General features: G+C 58.6%; 20 protein-coding genes and 1 pseudogene. 10 read left to right on the plus strand and 11 right to left on the minus strand.

Annotated elements, in window-relative coordinates; genetic code table 11:
• The first annotated feature begins 378 nt into the window (after positions 1 to 378).
• The 5 genes from AC1DXW_RS16520 to AC1DXW_RS16540 all read left to right on the plus strand — a co-directional run bounded on the left by AC1DXW_RS16520 (position 379) and on the right by AC1DXW_RS16540 (position 8,358).
• On the plus strand, positions 379 to 2,511 hold the full coding sequence (locus tag AC1DXW_RS16520) for a TonB-dependent receptor (RefSeq protein ID WP_477760221.1): 2,133 nt from the start codon (positions 379 to 381) through the stop codon (positions 2,509 to 2,511).
• A gap of 140 nt (positions 2,512 to 2,651) precedes the next feature.
• Entirely contained in the window at positions 2,652 to 4,226 is a 1,575-nt protein-coding gene (locus AC1DXW_RS16525) for a flavin monoamine oxidase family protein (RefSeq protein WP_477754377.1), read from the plus strand.
• A 24-nt stretch (positions 4,227 to 4,250) separates the two neighbouring features.
• Complete coding sequence (locus AC1DXW_RS16530) at positions 4,251 to 4,748, plus strand: RidA family protein (RefSeq protein ID WP_477754378.1); 498 nt, start codon at positions 4,251 to 4,253, stop codon at positions 4,746 to 4,748.
• A 36-nt stretch (positions 4,749 to 4,784) separates the two neighbouring features.
• Entirely contained in the window at positions 4,785 to 7,274 is a 2,490-nt protein-coding gene (locus AC1DXW_RS16535; RefSeq protein WP_477754379.1) for a TonB-dependent receptor plug domain-containing protein, read from the plus strand.
• Positions 7,275 to 7,383: 109 nt separating this feature from the next.
• Positions 7,384 to 8,358, plus strand: a complete 975-nt coding sequence (locus AC1DXW_RS16540) for an aliphatic sulfonate ABC transporter substrate-binding protein (protein WP_477754380.1) — start codon at positions 7,384 to 7,386, stop codon at positions 8,356 to 8,358.
• Between the two features lie 289 nt (positions 8,359 to 8,647).
• Here AC1DXW_RS16540 and AC1DXW_RS16545 read toward each other — a convergent pair whose 3' ends face one another.
• The 4 genes from AC1DXW_RS16545 to AC1DXW_RS16560 all read right to left on the minus strand — a co-directional run bounded on the left by AC1DXW_RS16545 (position 8,648) and on the right by AC1DXW_RS16560 (position 11,848).
• Positions 8,648 to 9,268 (minus strand): NADPH-dependent F420 reductase, encoded by a 621-nt coding sequence (locus tag AC1DXW_RS16545; RefSeq protein ID WP_477754381.1) that lies wholly within the window; start codon positions 9,266 to 9,268, stop codon positions 8,648 to 8,650.
• 113 nt (positions 9,269 to 9,381) lie between these two features.
• Positions 9,382 to 10,323: an SDR family oxidoreductase gene (locus tag AC1DXW_RS16550; protein ID WP_477754382.1), complete on the minus strand. Its 942-nt coding sequence runs from the start codon at positions 10,321 to 10,323 to the stop codon at positions 9,382 to 9,384.
• A gap of 84 nt (positions 10,324 to 10,407) precedes the next feature.
• The gene (locus AC1DXW_RS16555) at positions 10,408 to 11,376 is read right to left on the minus strand and encodes an SDR family oxidoreductase (RefSeq protein ID WP_477754383.1); all 969 of its coding nucleotides are present in this window, start codon (positions 11,374 to 11,376) and stop codon (positions 10,408 to 10,410) included.
• 1 nt (position 11,377) lies between these two features.
• Positions 11,378 to 11,848, minus strand: coding sequence for an NADPH-dependent F420 reductase (locus AC1DXW_RS16560; protein ID WP_477754384.1), 471 nt, complete (start codon positions 11,846 to 11,848; stop codon positions 11,378 to 11,380).
• A gap of 160 nt (positions 11,849 to 12,008) precedes the next feature.
• Here AC1DXW_RS16560 and AC1DXW_RS16565 point away from each other — a divergent pair, with 160 nt between their 5' ends.
• A complete protein-coding gene (locus AC1DXW_RS16565) occupies positions 12,009 to 12,461 on the plus strand; it encodes a winged helix-turn-helix transcriptional regulator (protein ID WP_477754385.1) in 453 nt (150 codons plus the stop codon).
• Positions 12,462 to 12,628: 167 nt separating this feature from the next.
• Here AC1DXW_RS16565 and AC1DXW_RS16570 read toward each other — a convergent pair whose 3' ends face one another.
• On the minus strand, positions 12,629 to 13,228 hold the full coding sequence (locus AC1DXW_RS16570) for an NADPH-dependent F420 reductase (RefSeq protein WP_477754386.1): 600 nt from the start codon (positions 13,226 to 13,228) through the stop codon (positions 12,629 to 12,631).
• 73 nt (positions 13,229 to 13,301) lie between these two features.
• Positions 13,302 to 14,036 carry an SDR family NAD(P)-dependent oxidoreductase gene (locus AC1DXW_RS16575; RefSeq protein WP_477754387.1) on the minus strand — a complete coding sequence of 245 codons (735 nt, stop codon included), beginning with the start codon at positions 14,034 to 14,036 and terminating at the stop codon, positions 13,302 to 13,304.
• A gap of 112 nt (positions 14,037 to 14,148) precedes the next feature.
• On the opposite strand from AC1DXW_RS16575, the gene AC1DXW_RS16580 reads away from it, so the two are divergent.
• On the plus strand, positions 14,149 to 14,511 hold the full coding sequence (locus AC1DXW_RS16580) for a winged helix-turn-helix transcriptional regulator (protein WP_210639524.1): 363 nt from the start codon (positions 14,149 to 14,151) through the stop codon (positions 14,509 to 14,511).
• Here the strand turns inward: AC1DXW_RS16580 and AC1DXW_RS16585 are convergent.
• The 3 genes and pseudogenes from AC1DXW_RS16585 to AC1DXW_RS16595 form a co-directional block, all read right to left on the minus strand.
• A complete protein-coding gene (locus tag AC1DXW_RS16585) occupies positions 14,508 to 14,819 on the minus strand; it encodes a hypothetical protein (protein ID WP_477760222.1) in 312 nt (103 codons plus the stop codon). The genes AC1DXW_RS16580 and AC1DXW_RS16585 overlap by 4 nt on opposite strands.
• Positions 14,820 to 14,851: 32 nt before the next feature.
• A pseudogene (locus AC1DXW_RS16590) lies at positions 14,852 to 15,100 on the minus strand (transposase); the annotation flags it as partial.
• 207 nt (positions 15,101 to 15,307) lie between these two features.
• Positions 15,308 to 15,601 (minus strand): muconolactone Delta-isomerase family protein, encoded by a 294-nt coding sequence (locus AC1DXW_RS16595; protein WP_477754389.1) that lies wholly within the window; start codon positions 15,599 to 15,601, stop codon positions 15,308 to 15,310.
• A gap of 107 nt (positions 15,602 to 15,708) precedes the next feature.
• On the opposite strand from AC1DXW_RS16595, the gene AC1DXW_RS16600 reads away from it, so the two are divergent.
• Positions 15,709 to 16,596 (plus strand): LysR family transcriptional regulator, encoded by an 888-nt coding sequence (locus AC1DXW_RS16600; protein WP_477754390.1) that lies wholly within the window; start codon positions 15,709 to 15,711, stop codon positions 16,594 to 16,596.
• 536 nt (positions 16,597 to 17,132) lie between these two features.
• Positions 17,133 to 17,765, plus strand: coding sequence for an isochorismate family cysteine hydrolase YcaC (gene ycaC, locus AC1DXW_RS16605; protein WP_477756836.1), 633 nt, complete (start codon positions 17,133 to 17,135; stop codon positions 17,763 to 17,765).
• A gap of 324 nt (positions 17,766 to 18,089) precedes the next feature.
• On the opposite strand, the gene AC1DXW_RS16610 is transcribed toward ycaC, so the two are convergent.
• On the minus strand, positions 18,090 to 18,989 hold the full coding sequence (locus AC1DXW_RS16610; protein WP_477760232.1) for a LysR family transcriptional regulator: 900 nt from the start codon (positions 18,987 to 18,989) through the stop codon (positions 18,090 to 18,092).
• 185 nt (positions 18,990 to 19,174) lie between these two features.
• On the opposite strand from AC1DXW_RS16610, the gene AC1DXW_RS16615 reads away from it, so the two are divergent.
• Entirely contained in the window at positions 19,175 to 20,185 is a 1,011-nt protein-coding gene (locus AC1DXW_RS16615) for a zinc-dependent alcohol dehydrogenase family protein (protein ID WP_477755545.1), read from the plus strand.
• A gap of 129 nt (positions 20,186 to 20,314) precedes the next feature.
• On the opposite strand, the gene AC1DXW_RS16620 is transcribed toward AC1DXW_RS16615, so the two are convergent.
• Complete coding sequence (locus AC1DXW_RS16620; RefSeq protein ID WP_477755553.1) at positions 20,315 to 20,698, minus strand: nuclear transport factor 2 family protein; 384 nt, start codon at positions 20,696 to 20,698, stop codon at positions 20,315 to 20,317.
• Between the last annotated feature and the right edge of the window lie 272 nt (positions 20,699 to 20,970).

The following is a 20,970-nucleotide window of genomic DNA, read 5'->3' on the forward strand; positions in this document are numbered from 1 at the left end:
CCCACCCCACAGATAATGCAAAAGCTGTGGGAGCGTGGCTTGCCCGCGATTTCGTTTTTACGGCCAACACACAACATCAGACTTACGCATTTTTATTAACTATTTAATGCCTATTTTTTATAATTAACTTATAACTAATCGGACTTTTACAGCCGCTACTTATATAAATATCGTTACAACCATCACCGACCCCTGACCAGGTGGAGGCCCACGGAACTACCGCTTTCCGGCCGACACCATTCCACGGTCAACCGCTGCACCCAAACCAGAAACCGGCTCAAGCCACCGCTGCCATGGTCCTCAAACCACGGCCCCGGCAACGCTTTGCCCAAAAAAACCGACAACGCCAACGCAGCACTTACACACCCGGGGCTCACCATGCACACCACTTTCCGCTCAAACCGTCTGACGCTGGCCGTGTCGCTGGCGATATTCGGCTTGTCGGCTCACGCCGAAGAAAACACCAAGGATGGTGCCCTCCCTGTCGTTACCGTCACCGCCGAACACCACAGCGAAGACCTGCAAAAGACCCCGCTGGCAATTTCCGCCTTCGACGAAAAGGCCCTCGAAGACAAGCAGATCAAAAGCATTCGCGACCTCTCCGGGCAGGTACCGAACCTGACCCTCAGCCGCCAGTCGATCTCCTACAGCGCACAGACCTACGGGATACGTGGCATCGGTGAAACCGACCCGATCCAGGAGTCGGCCGTCGCGGTCTACGCCGATGACCTGTACATCCCGCGGGCCATTTCCTCGATGCTCGACTTCAACGACGTCGAACGCGTCGAAGTGCTGCGCGGCCCGCAAGGCACGCTGTATGGGCGGAACAGCAGCGCCGGTGCGATCCGCGTGATCACCCGCGATCCGACCCAGCAAACCCGTGGTTTCTTCGAACTCGGCGCCGGTGACTACAACGCGCAGAACGGCCGCCTGCTGATCAGCGGTCCGCTGGTGGACAACGCATTGTTCGGCAGCTTCTCGGCGATTCGCCTGACCCGTGACGGCACCGTCTCCAACCCGACACGCCACACCGATGTGAACAACATCGACATCCAGTCCTATCGCGGCAAGCTGCGCTACAACCCCGACGATTCGCCCTGGGATGTACAACTGACCCTGGCCGGTACGTTTGACCGTGGCGATACCACCAGTTACACGCCATTCGATGCCAACGGTCACTTCGATAAATTCAAGAGCTACAGCAGCCTCAATCCGAAAAACCGACTCGACCAGGGCAGCTCGGTGCTGCGCGCGATCTACACGATTGACGACCATCTGAACGTCAAATCGGTGACTGCCTACTCCGCATTCAACCAACCGGTGGACTATGACAACTCGGGGCAGGCAGCCCTGATTCAGAACAACCTGATCACCTACAACCAGGACTACGCCACCCAGGAATTGCAGCTCAACGGCGACTACGACGATTTCAGCTTCAGCACCGGCCTGTACCTGTACCACGAAAGTTTCGACGCCGAGCGCGACAACCTGACCTTTTCCATCGCGCGCAACCGGGTGATCGGCCAGGGCCAGTACAGCACAACCAATACCGAGAGCTACGCCCTTTATGGCCAGGGCAGTTACAACATCACGCCACAGCTGGCGCTGATCGCCGGACTGCGGTTTACCCGCGAGCACAAGAATTTCGATTACACCAACTACGCCATCACCACCAGCCGACAGATCACAGGGACCAACTTCAGCGCCGACTCAAGCAAATCGTGGCAGTCCACCAGCCCGAAACTCGGCTTCGAGTACGCCTGGACCCCGCACCTGAACCAGTACGCCTACGTGGCCAAGGGGTTCAAGGCCGGTGGCTTTGACAACCGCGCGCCAACCAAGGCCGCCGCCGAACAGGCGTTTTCACCGGAAGACGTGACCACCTGGGAAACCGGCTTCAAGGGTGACTTCTTCGACCGTCGCCTGCGTGCCAACCTCGCGCTGTTCTATAACGACTACAAAGACCTGCAGACCAACGCCTATGACCCGGCGCTGGGTGTCAGCCTGCGGACCAACGTCGGCAAGGCGCACACCTACGGCGTCGAGCTGGAAACCCTGACCGCACTGACCAACGACCTGCAACTGACCGCCAACGTCGGCTACCTGGAAAGCCAGTACGACGATTTCCAAAACGCCGGTGGCGCGGGTGTCGACGCCAATGGCAAGCAGCTGGTGTTTTCACCGCGCTGGAACGCCAGCGTCGGCCTCAACTACACCATCCCGGCTGGATTGCCTGGCACCTGGCTGGCCGGCACTGATGCCCAGTTCCAGACCAAGTCCTTCGCCAACGCTCTGAACGACGACATCCAGGAAATCCCCCAGCAGACCTTCTGGAACGCCAACACCCGCTACATCTCCGGCGACGGCCACTGGACTACCACGCTGTCGGTGAAAAACCTGCTCGATCGCGCTTACCCGCAATCGGTCGGCTTCGTGCCGTCCAGTGGCGCCCGCTACTACGCGATCAACGACCCGCGAACCCTCTTGTTGTCCGTGCGCTACGACCTTTAACCCCAAACGCAAACACCCGTAGGAGCTGCCGCAGGCTGCGATCTTTTGACGTTGATCTTAAGAAACAAAATCAAAAGATCGCAGCCTTCGGCAGCTCCTACAGAGGATTCATTCCAAAGCTGTACTTAAGGAGCATCACTATGGCTTTCACCCGCAGGGAACTGATTTCCCGCATTGCCGCCGTTGGTGGCTATTCCGCTGCTGTCAGCGCCCTCGGTGCGCTGGGGCTGACGCCTCAGGCCGTGGCATCGACTTTCAATCCGCTGCAACTGGGCAGCAGTGGCAAAGGCAAGCATGTGGTGGTGGTCGGTGCCGGCATTTCCGGCCTGGTCAGTGCCTATGAACTGCGCAAGGCTGGTTTTACCGTCACCATACTTGAAGCCCGCGAACGGGTGGGCGGGCGCAACTGGACCTTGCGTCGCGGTACCAAAGTCGATTTCGACGATGGCATCAGCCAGACAGTCGACTTCGATGACGGGCAGTTCTTCAACGCAGGCCCTGCGCGCATCCCCAGCCATCACCAGACCATCCTCGGCTACTGCCGTGAGTTGGGCGTAGAGCTGCAAGTGCTGGTCAACAGCAGCCGCAACGCACTGGCCTTGCCGGACCAGAAACAACCGGCATTCCAGTTGCGCCAGGCGGTCAACGACACGCGTGGGCAACTGTCCGAGTTGCTGGCGCGAACCGTCAGCCGCAAGGCTCTGGACCAGGACTTGAGCGCCGACGACCGCAAGGCGCTGCTGAGTTTCCTCAAGGTCTATGGCGACCTGAATGCCGACCTTCAATACAAAGGTTCGGTGCGCTCGGGGTACACACGGGTGCCCGGCGCGGGTGATCAAACCGGTATCACCCGCGCACCGCTGGAACTGCAAACCCTGCTCAATCCCAAGCTCTGGGGCGCGTTGGTATTCGATGAGATACCGGAGTTTTCCTCGACCATGTTCCAGCCGGTCGGTGGCATGGACCGCATTCCCTATGCGTTCTACGAAAAACTCAAGGATGCGGTGCGCTTCAATGCCGAAGTCAGTGACATCCAGACTTCCGAGCAAGGCAGCCGCATCGCCTACCGCGACCGCAAGACCGGTACCACCCAGACCCTGACCGCTGATTACGCCATCGTCACCGTGCCGCTGCCGCTACTGGCGAAGTTGCCGAGCAACTTCAGCCAACCGTTCAAGCAAGCAATTGAGACCGCACAAAGCGATCAGGCGAACAAGGTCGCCTGGCAGTCGCCGCGGTTCTGGGAAACTGACTTCAACATCTACGGTGGCCTTTCCTACCTGGACCATGAAGTCAAAGGCTTGTGGTACCCCAGCGATCGCCTCAATAGCGCACAAGGAATTCTGGTCGCCGCCTACAACACCAGCGAATCGGCCCAGGCCTTCAGCAAAAAATCCCTCGCCGAACAGTTCACCTCGTCCCGGCAAGCCGTGGAACTGCTGCACCCCGGACACAGCACCAAGCTGCAAAAACCGGTGGCCATCAACTGGGCCAAGGTGCCGTTCAGCAAAGGCCCGTGGATCGTCAACGACGAGGTCGGTGAAAGCGCCTACCAGATTCTTAATGAACCTCAGGGCCGCACCTATCTGGCCAGCGATGCCCTGGCCCATGGCGGCGTCGGCATCTGGCAGAACAGCGCCGCCGACTCGGCGCGGCGCATCGTTTCGCTGATCGGCCGACATGCCGAACGCAATCAACCGGGCGTTGCCGCCTGACTCACTCAATAAAAGGATTGAACGATGAAAGCCATCACTTTGCTGACAGGACTGCTCATGACCGCGACCACCCTTGGCAGCCACGCCGACGAGATCAAACGTATCGCCCTGCCCAACTCGAACTTTCCGATTTCGCTGGCGGTGTCCGTGCCGGCACAAACCGACCTGCTGTTCGTCAGTGGCCTGCTGGCCGACCTGCACGACCCGAAAGCGCCTAAGGATTCTTTTGCCGCCTATGGCGACACCGCAACCCAGACCACTTCGATTCTCAACAAGCTCAAGGGCGTATTGGAAGCCCAGGGGCTTGGGCTCGGCGATGTGGTGCAACTGCGGGTGTTCCTGGTGGGAGATCCGGCCAAGAGCGGCAAGCTGGATTTTGCCGGACTGCAAGAAGGCTATACGCCGTTCTTCGGCAGCACCGCGCAACCGAACAAACCGGCACGTACCGCCATTCAAGTGGTGGCCCTGCCGCTGCCCGGCGGCCTGGTCGAAATCGAAGCCGTCGCCGCTCGCAAGAAGTGACACGGAATTCACCCGCCATTCAGGAGTTTCACCTTCATGCTCAACTGCCCGGTGCGTCGAACGGCGCCTTCCTTTCGTCCCTTGTTAGTCCCGCTGTCGTTTGCCTGCGGCCTCGCCTCGTTCAGCATCGAGGCCGCCGAAACCAGCTCGCCGACCCTCAACACCGTGGTTGTCACGGGCAACCGCGGCACCGAGCAACGCACCGTCACCACCAGCCCGACACCGATCGACGTGGTGACCGGCGATCAACTGCGCTCGGTCGGCAAACCGAGCCTGCTGGAGGCGCTGAGTAAATTCATTCCGTCGTTCAACCTGCCCGACCGGGCGGGTTGGGATGCCAGCGGCGTGGTGCGCTCGGCCACCCTGCGCGGCCTGACCGCGTCCCACGTGCTGGTACTGGTCAACGGCAAGCGCCGGCATACCAGTGCGACGCTGAACATCAACGGCATCAACAGCGGCGCGGCGCCCAGCGACCTCGACCTGATTCCGGTGGCCGCCATCGATCATATCGAGGTGCTGCGTGATGGCGCGGCCGCCCAATACGGTTCCGATGCCATCTCCGGGGTGATCAACATCATCCTCAAGCAGACCACCGGCGGCAGCTCGGACACGATCCTGGGCCAGAACTACGACGGCAAACGCGGTACCGGGCAAGAAGCGCTCAACTATGGCTTCGAAGTCGGGGACGCCGGCGTGTTCAATGTCTCGCTCGATACCCGCTACCAGGAGCGTGACAACAAGGCCGGCAGCAACGGTTACAGCTCACATTACTATCCATTGGCGGACGGTTCGCCCGACCCGCGCGAGGCCACGGCCAGCCATCACACTTACAAAGGCTACGGCTTGCCGCGCAGCCAGTTGGCGGATGCTGCCTACAACCTCGACCTGCCCCTGAACGATGCCGTCACGCTGTACTCGTTCTCGACACTGGCTACGCGGGAAAACAACGACGGCCAGAATTTCCGCCTGCCCAGCGGCCGCAACACCATCACCACCGGTCCCAACGGCTTCCCCGACGGCTACAGCCCTTACTGGTTGATCAACGAGACCGACTTCCAGTCAGCCTTCGGCGCCAGGGGTGACGATATCGGCGGTTGGGCCTGGGACCTGAGCAGCACTTACGGACGCAACTACGCCAAGCAGCGCACCTATGACAACCAGAACCCGTCACTGGGGGAAAACACCCCGAACAAATTCACCTCCGGCATCTTCATCGCCGATCAGTGGACCAGTAACCTGGACCTGAAAAACAGCTACGACATCGGCCTGGTCAAGCCACTGGATGTCGCCTTTGGGTTCGAGCATCGACGCGATGGCTACGAGACCCGGGCGGGCTCCGAAGCCTCTTACATTGACGGCGGCTACGTGTTCCCGGCCGGCCATCCGCGCGCCGGCCAACGTCCCGATCCCGGCGCGCAGGTCACCAACGGCATCACCCCGGACGATGAGCAAAAGGTCAGTCGCAACAACGTCGCCAGCTACATCGACCTGGGCTTCTACCCTGTCGAGCAGTGGTACCTGGGCGTCGCGGCGCGCTATGAGCATTACAACGAAGGCGTGGGCAGTACGCGCAGCGGCAAGCTCAGTACCCGCTACGAGTTCAACCCGGTGTTTTCGGTGCGCGGCACCATCAGCAATGGCTTTCGCGCGCCGTCGCTGGCCAACGAGGTCTTCACCGCCCGCTCGACCGGGTTCGACACCATCAATGGCGTCTACCAGTCCTACAACTACGTGATTCTGCCGGTGGACTCGGCGGGTGCCCAGGCGCTGGGCGCAGAACCATTGAAACCCGAGCGCTCCACCAACTTCAGCCTCGGCTTCGCCCTGACCCCGAGCGAAAACCTGAGCCTGACGGTGGACGGCTACGTGATCAACCTGCGTGATCGCCTGGTACTCAGTGAACGCTTCCAGGGCCCTGGCGTCGCCGCCCTGCTCGACAGCATCGGCGTGCCGGCCACCGCCGGGGCGCAATTCTTCACCAACGGCGCCAGCACTCGCACCTCAGGGGTCGATGTGGTGGGTAATTACTGGCAGAACCTGAACAGCTTCGGCTCGGTGAGATGGACCGCGGCGCTGAACTACAACCACACGCAAATCCTCAGCGTCAACGATACCCCGTCGCAACTCACGGCCCTGAACAGCAGCTATCAACTGCTCGGTCGCCAGGCCCGTGCGCTGATTACCAAGACCTCCCCCAGCAGCAAGGCGATTTTCTCCGCCGACTGGGCGATCCACGACTTCGACGTCAACCTGCGCCTGACCCGTTTCGGCACCTACACCGAGGTCAACAGTTCCGCCGATCCGAGCCTGGACCGCGAATATTCCGCCAAGTGGATCACCGACCTCGATGTCGCGTACGCACTGACCAAACAGCTGACCGTCGCCGTCGGCGCGCAGAACCTGTTCGACAAATACCCCGATCATATCGGTGTACCCAACTCTTCGTTCGGCGACAACTGGGGCAGCTTTTCACCGTTCGGCTTCACGGGTGGGTACTACTACACCCGCTTGCAGTACGCGTTCTGACGGAAGAAAACCCCACTAAGCTAATTCTTAAAAAGTATTTATAAAGTATTTTTTATAACCATATTATTCAGGTCAGTCGAACCTTTCTTTTCCTGATATCGAGCGTGCCATGTCGAAATCCACCCCATACACTGAAGCAAAATTCCGTCGTCCCGTGCTGGCCGGTCTGGTCGTTGCGCTGGCCTTGACGTTCTCCCTGCCGTCCCAGGCGCGGGAAACGCTGCGGATCGGCTACCAGAAGTCATCGACCCTCATCACCCTGTTGAAGACTCAAGGCACCCTGGATAAAACCCTCGCGCAACAGAACATCGACGTGAGCTGGCATGAGTTTCCAAGCGGCCTGCCTCTGCTGGAGGCGCTGAATGTCGGCAATGTCGACATCAGCGCCGACGTGGCGGACACCGTGCCGATCTTCGCCCAGGCCGCGCAGGCCAGACTGACCTACTTTGCCCAGGAAGCGCCCTCGCCTTCGGCCCAGGCAATCGTCGTGCACAAGGACTCGTCCCTGCATCAATTGGCGGATTTGAAAGGCAAGAAAGTGGCCGTCACCAAAGCCGCCGGCAGCCATTATTTGTTGATCGCCGCCCTGACAAAAGCCGGCCTGAAATTCTCGGACATTCAACCGGCCTATCTGTCGCCCGCTGATGGCCGCGCCGCCTTCGAGAACAACAAGGTCGACGCCTGGGTCACCTGGGAACCCTTCCTCACCAGCGCCCAACGCCAACTGCCAACCCGCACGTTGGCTGACGGCGCAGGCCTGGCCAGCTACAAGCGCTATTACCTGACCAGCACCCGCTACGCCGAGGAGCACCCACAAGTGCTCAAGGTGGTTTACGACCAACTGGAGAAAACCGGTAGCTGGGTCAAAACCAATCCCCGTGAGGCGGCTCAGGTGTTGAGTCCGTTGTGGGGCAACCTGGGCCTGGATACGGTCGAGACCGCCAATAGCCATCGCAGCTATCAGGTACAGCCGGTCAAAAGCGACGAGTTGGGTGAGCAACAGAAAATCGCCGATGCATTTTTTGCCGCCGGCCTGTTGCCCAAGGCGGTGGATGCGCAGGATGTCGGGATCTGGCAGCCGTGAGGCGTGGATGATTCGGAAGCCTTCTGAAGCAAATCCACCAATCCCTGGTGTCCGCGGTGCGTGCCGGCCAGCGGCCAGTCCTCGCCCGGAATGATCCACTCGATATCTTCGGCAGACAACGCCAGCAGACCTGGCTCATCGCCGCGGCCCATGGCTGCAAAAAAATTCTTCACAGTCTGGACATTCTCTTGTGTGCTCATCGAAATCTCTCCATTTCCTTTACCCAGGATCGTGTCCGATCTAATCGGACACGTTGTGGGCCTGCTGGTGAGGACGTGGTGTCGGTGATTCAGCCGATATCGACATTCATGGCGATGTCCCAGGTGCCGGCGCCGTTTTTAGCCAGGCCGATCATCATCAGACCGAGCCACTCGAGCGTCTGGGCCATCTGCAGGCCGCCGACATCCAACGGACGCAGCCCGAGACTCTCGAGGAAGGTCGAGACGCGCGCCTTGGCGTCCGCATCGTCCGCCGCGATGAACGCGTCGAGGCGTTCATCCTTGGCAAGTACTTGGCCGAAGAGGGTATTGAACGCCTTGACGACATGCGCGCTGGCCGGGGCGCCCTTGGCGATCTCCTGCGCGCCGGAACTGCCGTGGGGGGTAACGAGGCCCGAGAGATCGGGAGCGACCGGGTTGGTGATATCGATGATCACCTTACCGTCGAGCGCTTTCCCAAAGTCGGCCAGTACCGCCACCGCACTGGTGTACGGCACGGCGAGAATGACGATGTCGCCCGCCGGAGTGACGCCGTAAGTCCCTGTGATCGCTCCGGATGCGAGCTTGTCGGCAAGCGCCTGCGCCTTGGCGGGATCGCGGCTGACCACCTCGACGGTGTGTCCGGCCTTGGCGATACGGCCGCCGACAGCCGCGGCCATGCCTCCCGAACCGATGATGCTGATAGTGTTCATGTGCAGTCTCCGTTTGAAATCGGGTAGTTTTCCATCGTTTCTGGACGGGTTACGCCGTCACGGCTTGACCACCCGCCGGACGCAGTTCGACCCGGCGGTGTGCCGTCACCTCATCAGTCGGCCGGGAAGTAATGACCGCTATCAAGATCGGCGAAGAGTCCGGGCTGGGTCGGTTCCCAGCCAAGAACCCGGCGCGTGATGGCGTTCGATGTCGGGGTGTCCAGCGTGACCAGATTCGCAAGGAACCCGAAGTAGCCAGGCAGCATCAGCACGTCCGCGGGAATAGACACGGCCGGCAGATTCAACCGGCTGGCAATGGCTTCGGCGATCTGGCGGTACGGGACAGCCACGTCGGCGATTGCATGCCAGCTTCTGCCCGCGGCGCCTTTCTCCAGCGCCAGGCGAAACACGGTGGCGAGGTCACGGGCATGCACGGCCCCCCAACGGTTGGCACCTTCTCCGGGATAGCCGACGACACCTTTTTCCTTGGCCAGCCCGATCAACAGCGGAAGGAAGCCGGCGTTATCGGTGGAGCTGTGCATGATCTCAGGGATCCGCACGATCGAAGACCGTATGCCCTTTTCGGCGAGACCGATCACCGTGGTTTCCACGATGTTCCGAACCCGCAGGGTATTCTTGTACGGATCGCCGCCGGGAAGGGGCGGATCCTCCTCGGTGGCCGGCCGGCCCAGGCCCTCCCACCCGGGCGAGCCGACGCTTCCAGACGCGACCAACGGCTTTGCGCTTCCGGCCAGTGCTTCGCCATAGGCGAGCATGATCTCAAGTTCCGCGGCCGCAACGGCGTTGATCCCGCCGGTTGGAATCAGGTCCTGCCGATGCGCGAGGTGAATGACTCCGTCCGCGGCTGCGGCCGCTTCCTTTAGCCCGTCGAGATCCTCGAGATTGCCGCGACGTACCTTGGCGCCGAGCGCAGCAGCCTGCGCCGCGGCCGTGTCGGACCGAGCCAGGGCAGTGACCTCATGGCCGGCGGCGATAAGATCGGAGATGATGTACGGACCGGAATGGCCGGTGCCGCCAGTAACAAAAACGTGCATATGCGTGCTCCTCGTGGGTGATGGGGTGCGGGAAAAGGTGCTAGCGGAATGTGCCGGGCGCATTAACGATCCAGCGCCCCGCCGTCAGCTCAAGTCAGTCGGCGCAAAGTAATGGCCGTTGTCCAGGTCCTCGATCAGACCGGGCTGAACGGGGTCCCAGCCAAGAGCCTGGCGGGTGATGGTGTTCGACGCGGGGAGGTCTAGCGTGGCCACTGCCGCCAGGAACCCAAAGTAGCCCGGCAGCATCAGTTCGTCCGCGGGGATGCTCACGGCGGGTATTCCCAGGCGAGCGGCTATAGCCTCGGCGATCTCGCGGAACGGGATTCCCTCGTCGCCGATCGCGTGCCAGGTTTTGCCTGCGGCCCCCTTCTCGAGCGCCAGGCGGAACAGAGAGGCAAGATCGCGGACGTGCACGGCGGGCCACCGGTTCTTGCCGTCTCCCGGATAGCCGGCGAAACCCTTTGTTTTCGAGAGCATGATCAGCTGCAGGCGACCGGTCGCACTGTGTAAGAGTGTGGGAATCCGCACGACCGACGATCTAACACCTCGCTCGGCGAGACCCACGACGGCGGTTTCCACGATATTGCGTGCCAACAGAGTGCCTGAATTGATCGGGCCGCCAGGTAGAGCGGGATCATCCTCGGTCGCCGGTCGGCCCAGACTGACCGGTGCGCCGATAGGCGCCGCCCTGCCCACGTTCATGGGCGTGCCGATACTGCCTGCAACGACCAGTGGCTTATCCGTGCCCGCCAGCGCCTCGCCGAACGCGAGGACGGTCGCGAGTTCCGATTCGACTAAGGCGGCGATCCCGCCGGACGGAAGCAGTTCGGCCCTGTATCCGAGGTGGATGACGCCGTCGGACTCGACCGCCGCCGCCTTGAGCCCTTCGAGGTCGGCAAGATCTCCACGACGCACCTTGGCGCCGAGCGCGGACGCCGCTGACGCGGACGCGTCTGACCTTGCCAGAGCGACGACCTCGTGGCCGGCTGCGATGAGGTCGGGGATGACGTACGAACCGACGTGGCCGGTGCCGCCAGTGACGAAAACGAGCATGTTATTGGCCCTTCTGAGCAGAGTGATACGAGACGCGCTGGTGCGCGTGCGCTAAGCCGGGAAGGCTGATGCCGATCGCGAAATGGGTGCTGAACGCCTTGACGACTTCGGCGTCGGTAGGGGCGGCGTTGGCGATCTCCTGTGCACCGAAACTGTCCTGAGGGGTCACAAAGCTTGTGAAGTCGGGGGCGACGGGGTTGGTGATGTCGACAAGAAGTTTGCCTGCCAGTGCTTCGCCGTATTGCTTCACCACGTCGAGAACGACGGAGTAGGGAACCGCCAGGATGACAATATCCCCAGCCAGGGCGGCGCCGTAAGTTCCTGTCGTGGCACCTGCTCCGATCTGCTCGGTCAGCGCCCGCGCCTTGGCGGCGTCACGACTCATCACCTCGACGGTGTGTCCGGCTTTGGCGGCAAGGCCGCCGATCGCTGCGGCCATGTCACCTGAGCCGATAATGCTGATAGTGCTCATGCGCGGTTTCCTTGCAGGTATGGGGTAGATCATTCCAAGGCTGCTGGTGCGATCCGGCGAACTCATCCAACGTGCGATCCATGCTGGGCACTTCACTTGCAAAAAGCAAGCGATCTACTGAGTTTTACTTGCGACATGCAAGCGATGCTAAGATCCAGCCATGAAGACAACTCTTAAAGAAGACTTTCGGTCCCATTGCGCGGTGAACTACGGCGTGGAGATTTTCGGCGACCGCTGGTCGCTCTTGATCATTCGCGACATCGTTTTTGTGGGAAAGAAGACGTATGGCGATTTCCTGAAATCGGAAGAGGGAATCGCGACCAATGTGCTTGCTTCGCGACTTGCCTTTCTTGAGAAGCAAGGCGTTCTCTCGAAGGCGCCCAGCCCCGACGACAGGCGCAAGGACTTTTACACGTTGACCGAGAAGGGCCTGGACCTCATTCCCATTGTGATCAACATTGTGCTCTGGAGCGCGAAGCATGATTCGAAGTCGTACGTGCGGCGCCGTGAGGAGTTTGTGGCTCGATTAAGTCAAAACCCGATGCAGGTGAGCGATGAAGTGAAGGCGCTGGTCCGCAATGGCGGTTGCATCTTTCCTGAGAGCGGGGGATGAACAAGGCGGCAAACGCGCCCTGTCACGGCGCATTTGGCACTTATCCAATCGTATAAGTTGCGGGCCTGTCAGCGAGGACCTGAAGCCGGCGTCGCCCTTACTTCAATCAGACTGTGGCGGCCCTTTTCCACGAGGAAGATCGCATCAAAATTGACGATCACGATCTATCAGTCAAACTTGACCAAGTCCTTAAAGATCAGCTGACCCCAGCTGTTTCCGCGCGCCTGCACAAGCAGTCCACCTTCCGAAAGCCCGCCCAGTTTGATCGGCGAGAAACCGAGATTTTCCGCCAGCGTACCAATCTCCGCTGCGGCGGCGTCGTCATCGCTCGCCAGGAACACGACTCTCCTGCCACCCTGTACGGCCGGGTCCTGATCAAGAACGCCAGCGACCAAATGGTTGAAGCCCTTAACCAGTCTTGCACCTGTGAAGGCCTGCGCGACGACCTTGGAAGAAGGCTGCCCTCCCAGTTCCTCAGGGGGCACGCCGTAGGCATTGGTCACATCGATGAGGGTCTTGCCCTTCCAGGTTGGCAGCGCCTTCGCGACTTCCCGGTGCGACTCAAAACGGACAGCCAAAAAGATGATGTCCGCCGTGAGCGCTTCCACCAGTTTTTTGGGGATGATCGAGGGTCCGATCGCGGCCGCATCGGCGGCAAAACTTTCCGGGTCGCGCGTGGTTGCAACGGATACTTCGATGCCTTTGCGGGCAAACGCCTTGGCAAGCGCCTGGCCGAGTTTGCCGAAGCCGATAATTGCGTAGCTCATAAAAATCTCCTTTGGTTTGCCACGCCCTGCGGGCTCCGAATATGAAATGGAGTGACCGCTCGGGCGTAGCGAATCAGATTTGCGCCAGACCGCCGTCGACGGCGACCTCACTGGCGGTCATGAAGCTGCTGTCTTGCGATGCGAGAAACGCGGCCGCCGCTCCGATCTCCGCTGGATCGGCCATGCGCTGGAGCGGATTCATCGCGGCGAAGACCTTCATGCCTTCCTCGCCTAGCGCTGCCTTCGCGAGTTCGGTCGCCGTCGGTCCGGGTGACAGCACGTTGACCCGGATGCCGGTGCCCTTCAGGTCCTCCGCCCAGGTCCGCGCGAGGTTGCGCACTGCCGCCTTGCTTGCGCTGTAGACGCTGAATGCCGGGGCGCCCGTGGTGCCGGCGCTCGATCCGGTCAGGATGATCGAACCGCCCTGCCCCATCAGCGGCAGCGCCTTCTGGACCGTGAAGATCAAGCCCTTCACGTTGGTCTCGAAGGTTTCGTCAATGTGCTCGGCGGTGATCTTGCCGAGTGCAAGTGGGCTTCCCGCCCCGGCATTGGCGAAGACGATGTCGAGGGTTCCGCGCTCGACCTTCACCGCCGCGTAGAGTCGGTCGAGGTCGGCCTGATCGGAGACCGAGCCCTTCACCGCACGGGCATTGGGCCCGAGCTCGGCCACGGCGGCGTCGAGCGCTTCCTGGCGGCGGCCGAAGATGAAGACGAAGGCGCCTTCCTCGATGAAGCGCTTCGCTGCGGCGAGGCCGATACCGGTAGCACCGCCGGTGATCACGGCGGTCTTTCCATTCAGTCTGGTCATGACGTGCATCCTTCGTTGGCGTTGTACCCAAGCAGAAAATTGCTTGCTTGAGACGAGGATGCAGCGCTGATAACCTAAGGACAAGTATGCACCTTTTGGTAAGTATCAAAAAATGACGACGACATCTGAAATCTGCGACACCGGTTGCGGGCTCAACGCCACGCTACGCATCATCTCGGGCAAGTGGAAACCGCTGGTCCTGTTTTTCCTGCGCGGCGGCCCGAAACGCTATGGCGAGCTCAAGCGTTTGATCCCTGGAGTCAGCGACAAGGTCCTGATCCAGCAGTTGAAGGATCTGGAAGCCGATCAGGTGCTTGCACGGACCGACTACAAGGAAGTGCCCCCGCGCGTGGATTACACGCTGACCCCCCTCGGCCGTAGTCTGGCTGATGCGATCATCCCGCTGTGCACCTGGGGAACCGAGAACGCGGCGCAAATGGCAAGCATCTTCGCCAAGCGCGACGCTTTGGCCTAGCGGGATGCAGACGAACCGCTGAGCGGGACGATTTTGCGCAGGCGCGCGCCGTCTTTTCGCAGAGCGAACACCTGAGCCGCCACGCCAACAACGAGCGCAAGGGCTATAAAACCGAGCGCACCTTTGAGCAATGGCGAATTCGGGTCAGTGACGATGGGGTGGCCATCGGGGACTCGACGCAACGTCTCCGAGACGGTCGGGACCATCAGCAAGAACGCCGTCAAGCTCAGAAAGATGGTTTCAAGGTACACCCTTGCCCGACCCAGCCAGACAACAAAGCCGACTCCGTAACCGGCGAGCAACAGCACGATCGTGACCGCCCCGATCACAGGGCTGATCGGTTGACCATCTTGAGCTGGCGGTTTTCCTGCTCCAGCTGCCGGATACGCTGCTGTTCGGCGGTTAGCGGTTTACCAATCCCGGGCTGCCCCAATTGCTCAGCCTCGTACTGCTGCACCCAGCGCCGGACGGCTGTCTCACCAATATTCAGATCGCGGCAGACCTGCGGAACAGTCAGCCCCTGGTCCTTGATCATCTTCACGACTTGCAGCTTGAAGCTGTCGTCGAATGTCCTGCGTTTGTCGGTCATGAAAAACTCCTCGATAGATGCATTTTCCACTTATCGAGGTGTCCGGGGAAATTAGACCACTACAAGTGATATTGCGCAGCTGCTGCCGCATAGGTGGCAACCGGTTCAGTGACGCAAGACGGGAGGCCCGGACGCATACCCTGGTTTGACGAATTGCATCGAGTGCCTCCTTGGGCTCTGTACGAAATATTATCGGACGAAGAGCGGTTACTGGATTCTTGGGCCAAATCCACCATAAGGTTTCAACGGTACAACAGAAGTAACTTCCAGCATCCCGGAATTTACCAGTGGCAGCGTTGCCAGCTTTTCCCGAACGGCAGCCTCGTTTTCGGCTTCAACCAGTAGGCAGGCGCCACCCATGTCACCCCGGTGCCAGATGTTGCGGATAAATCCCTCCAGATAGAGAGCCCTGGCACGCTGTGCTTCGGCTTCGAGATGAGGCGCAAAATCCGCGTCAGAAAAACGCTCCGAGACTCGACGCGAAAGCGTGATGAATTGCATATGTATATCCCCTTCAAGGCGTTCGTCGTTTAAACAGTTCACGGATAATTGCAAAAAATACTATTCTGGTCCAAGACGCGTTCTGCATGACTTGAGACCCGATTCACATGACCTTAGATCTTCGATTGCTTGTTGCGTTTATCGCTGTCGCTGAAACTGAAAATGTCGGTCAAGCCGCCAGCCGTCTACATATCTCGCAGTCGCCTTTGAGCCGGCAAATCATTCAGCTTGAAGCGCAGCTTGGTCTGAGGTTGTTCGAACGCGCACGTCAGCGCATGCGCCTGACTGACGAAGGACGTCTTTTCCATCAGGAGGCGCGCAGTCTGGTCGCCCATGCATCTGAAGTCGAAGCAGTGGCGCGCAGTATCGCTCTTGGTGAGACAGGCCATATTGCCGTGGGTTATGTCGAAGCGGCCATGCACTCCAATGTATTACCGCGTGCCCTTGCGGGTCTGCAATCAGGCCATCAGGCTGCTACCTTCGAACTCCGCCCCATGGGCTCCTCAGAACAATCCGAGGCCCTGCTCGGTAGAGCACTCGATTTCGGGCTGGTTTATTCAGTTCCTGAGAGCGCAGACATAGAGTCCATGGAGGTTTCAAGCGAAGCGCTACTGCTTGTTCTGGGAAAAAGACATGCTATGGCCACGCAAGCGAACATTGCTCCTCAAGACTTGAACGGGGAGCGTTGGGTTGCCTTGGCCCGGTCAAAAAATCCTGCGGCCCGCCAGCGTTTTCTTGAGAACTGTTCCGCTTGCGGTTTCTTGCCTGACATCAAGGTAGAGGCGGATGACCTGCTGGCAGCCTTGCGGCTGGTGGCCTCAGGTTTGGGCATTACCTTTGTCCAGGCGAGTCTTCGGGATTTTCTTGCAGATAGCGTCATATTTCGCGAGCTGCCCTGGTTTCCTTCACGGGTCAGGGTCTATGCCATCTGGCGCAAGGACGACCCCAAGCCGCTTGTCGCGACGCTCCGGCAAGCGCTCTTGGCGGCTGCATAAATGGGCGACCGTTTAACCAGGCAAGGTGTGTTCCGCGGACGCTTACGGTGCTGATGACGCCGGAATGAGCTCATCCTGAAAGACAGCTTTGGGCCTGGTATAACCAGATTCAAGAAAGGCCAAGCGTGCAGGAATGGCGAGCGATGGTAGAGCATGGTGCGCCACGCAGTTGACTTCATACATTTGCCCTAGAGTAGCTAGCTCGTCTTACAATACTTTCACATCCGTTGGCGTACGGTAGATCTAGCTCCTTTTGTGATTCCCAGCCCGCCCTCCCCATCGCGGGCTTTTTTTCGTCCACAAAAACTGCTGACCGCCTGGCATCTCGGTTAAGACGCTATGGATTAACTCTCGCCGGGCCTCGGCGGCCCGAAGTAGCGATTAGACCAAGCCACCTCCAAAGCCAAAACGCTTTGAATTGTCTCATCTCAGTTGACAGTCAAACGCATTTCACCTGCTTTTTCCGCACCATCCAAATCCTTAATCTGAGCCCCATGTTGAACGACAACATTCACTCACATCAAAAGGACTTCATCATGAGCAACGCTACCTACAACCGCTTGAACAAAGACGACGCTGTAGTTCTGCTGGTCGACCACCAAACCGGTCTGATTTCCCTGGTTCAGGATTTCACGCCCAACGAGTTCAAGAACAACGTGTTGGCCCTGGCAGACGTAGCCAAGTTTTTCGAGCTGCCGACTATTCTCACCACCAGTTTTGAACAAGGCCCAAATGGCCCATTGGTGCCGGAGCTGAAGGAGATGTTTCCTGACGCGCCTTACATCGCTCGACCTGGTCAGATCAATGCCTGGGACAACGAAGATTTCGTCAAGGCAATCAAGGCCACCGGTCGCAAGCAGTTGATCATTGCCGGTGTAGTCACGGACGTTTGCGTAGCGTTCCCTACCCTGTCGGCACTGGCAGAAGGTTTTGACGTGTTCGTGGTGACCGACTCTTCCGGCACGTTCAACACTACTGTGCAACAGGCAGCGTGGAACCGCATGACACGGGCCGGTGCTCAAATGATGAACTGGTTCTCGGTGGCCTGTGAGCTGCAGCGCGACTGGCGCAACGACATCGAAGGTCTGGGTAACCTCCTGTCCCAGCGTATTCCGAACTATCGCAACTTGATGAACAGCTACTCGGCGTTGACTGCACGCCAATCGTAAGTCTGGTCGGTAACCCAAGGCCCGCTTTTGCGGGCTTTGGGCATGGGCTTCATGTGGGATAGCCTCATAGCGCTTAACGGAATGGGGCCCTCGATGGGCCCTTTCTTGTACTCACCCCAGAAATCACTTGGTCAGCCAAGACTCGACGGTCGCGGAGCCGTGCTCTGCTATCCATTACTTCCGCAATTGCCAATGTTTTTCTTAAGACCATGAGCAAACGATCGGTTCGATTACTGCCAGTTACACAGGGATCGATAATCGTCCACCCAATAAATCTTACGGCTAAAAACCACCTCTGTTGCCGAATCGACATACAAATGCAGTTTAGTGAGATTTGAACCAGCTAGGGTGCAGCACAGGAAAATGTTCCTTTAGCCAACCCACAAATGCATCCACCTGAGGTGCAAGGTGCGTTCTGCTTGGATACAGGACAGAAACCAGGCGAGGCTGGGGACGAAATGCCCCGAGCACTTCAACCAGTTCTCCGCTTTCGAGGAAAGTCTCAACGATAATTCCCGGCGCTTGAATAATGCCGAAGCCGGCAACACCGCATTGAACGTAGGCATTCGACTCATTCACGGTGATACCACCATGAGGAGAATGTGGACGATCTTCACCGTCTACCGAGAAATGCCAAGGCAGCGGTCTGTGATTCTGACCAGAAAGGAAGCTGACACATCGATGGTCTGCTAGATCGTTTAGGGTTCTGGGTACCCCGCAGGCTTGGAGATAACCTGGAGACGCACAGGTCACCATGGTGGCGGTACCAATTTCTCTAGCTACCATGCTTGAGTCCGGGAGGTCACCGATTCGCAATGCACAGTCGATGCCCTCGGCTACGAGATCTACCGCACGGTCGGTCACGCCCAGCGCAAGCTCGATTTCGGGAAATGCCTCCGTAAATCTTCTCAGGCTTTCCATGAAGCTGTGCTGGGAAAATGCAGTGGGGATGTCAATGCGAAGCCGTCCCCGCAACGTCGATCCGCTACGATCGAACATGGAAGTGGCTTCTGCGATTGTTGCCAAAATCTCTTTGACGCGCTCATAAAACCGCTCGCCCTCAGCAGTCAGTTTCACTTTACGCGTAGTGCGTTGGAACAGCCGTACACCCAGCGAAGCTTCAAGATCCTGAATGGTGCGTGTGACGTGCGGGCGCCCTGCCTGCATTGCCTCCGCGACTTTGGTGAAGCTTCCCAACTCAGCTAGCTTGGCGAATACCTGCATCGACTGTAGAAGCTCCATGAGTCTCTTTCTCGGCAAAGCATGATAACTGGATGATTGTTGCTGATCAGGATAACAATCCTGTTGGTTTCTGCACATTTATCTAGTGCAGCGAAACCTCAACAATGTCCCCAGCGTAAAGGAGGAGCTTTCCTCCCCTGCACATTCAAAACTGCTGGAGATTGAAAATGAAAGCGTGGCTTCTGAAAGATTTCGGATTGGACAATCTTGTGCTGGGGGAAGCTGACACACCCGTGCCCAAAGCTGGAGAACTGCTGGTAAAAGTGGGGGCTGTATCGCTTAACTTCCGGGACAAGGCAATCGTTGACGGCATCTATGAGCCTCATATGGTGCCCAAGCCGCTAATCCCCGTAAGCGATGCGGCCGGTACTGTCGTGGCAGTCGGTGATGGCGTCAGCCGCTTTGCTATCGGAGATCGAGTTAACTCACACCTTTACTCACGGTGGTTGGATGGCATGCCTGGGCCAGATGAGCCCAACTACTGCTTCGGCTCGCCATTGCCGGGTGGTCTGGCGGAGTACATGATTATCCATGAAGACAGCGCGGTACGTGCTCCCGACAGCATGTCAGATGAGGAAGCTGCGACCCTTCCAATTGCTGCTCTGACGGCATGGTATGCGCTCGTTGAGTTCGGCCAGATCGAGGCAGGCCAAACCGTTCTGGTTCAGGGCTCAGGAGGTGTTTCTGTATTCGCAACACAAATTGCAACGGCACTTGGCGCTAAAATTATCGTCACCTCCAGTCGAGATGACAATCTGCAAGCTGTGAAAAAACTGGGTGCTGTTGCGGGCGTAAATTATCGCACTAGCCCTGAGTGGGCAGAGGAAGTACTGAAGCTCACTGACGGCAAGGGGGTCGATCTCCTCCTGGATGTGGCAGGTGGGGACGGCATCAATCAGTCGGTTGCAGCGACAAAGGCAGGAGGACGTATCGCACAGATCGGCTTCCTGACCGGCCAAACCTCTGCGCTGAACCTGATGCCTTTGATCTTCCGGCAAACAACGATTCGTGGCATCGCGGTTGCTCCTCGCTCCTCATTTGATCGCATGAACGAATTCTTGAATGAGCACGAGATTCGCCCAGTAATCGACCACGTGTATCCATTTGATCAAGCACGCCAAGCGTATGAGCACTTGGCCAGGGGCGCCTTTGGCAAGGTAGTAATCAAAATCTCGTAAGATCAAGAAAGGGACTGGGTCATCCGGCGATTGAATACCGACTCCACTAACTAAAGTCGATAGCTGTGATCGAAGGGTTTCAGCGAAGAATCCCTAGTCAAGCACAAAGCCGCCGGACGACCCAAGTAATTAAGGCGCTACATGCGTTTGGAAAATCTTGCTAACCACAGTCCACTTGCCTTCGACTTTCAGCAGATGAAAGAAGTCGGTGAAGGAGACGCCTGACATATCGTTGGCGTCGATGCGAGCACTAGCGGCAGTACCGACGATCTCTATGCGGGTAATAGCAGCCTTTGCGTGAGGAGATGGGCGAAAATCCTTGTCGATCCCATCGAACAGGATTGGAATCGCGCCCCCGGACAACTTGCCATCGGCGCCGACGCTGTACATCGTTGCATGTTCGTTGAACGCGGGCTTCATGATGCTGCTCTTGGCCTGCCTGCAGCCCTCAATGTACTTGTTCAGCACCTCAGTAATAGCTTGGTATTCGTCTACGTACGTAGGTTTGTTCATTGTTTTACTACTGATAACTTGTGGGTCGCCAGGTAGGTTTTCTGCTTGAGCAATCGCGCCAAAGCTCGAAATCAGGGCGACAAGAAACAAACTCTTGATAGAAGTAATTTTCATTTTCTCACTCTTAATTTAATAAGTAATGCGATTATTAGTTTATGCTCAACTGCAAAAAGCACAGCGGGTGTTCCGAAAAACTTTGATGCTACTGTAGCTTCGCAATGAAATGAACGATGTGTTTCCAGTAATAACTCCCACAGTTCCACCGTAACCTG

It is taken from the genome of Pseudomonas sp. P4_C4, assembly GCF_056402055.1.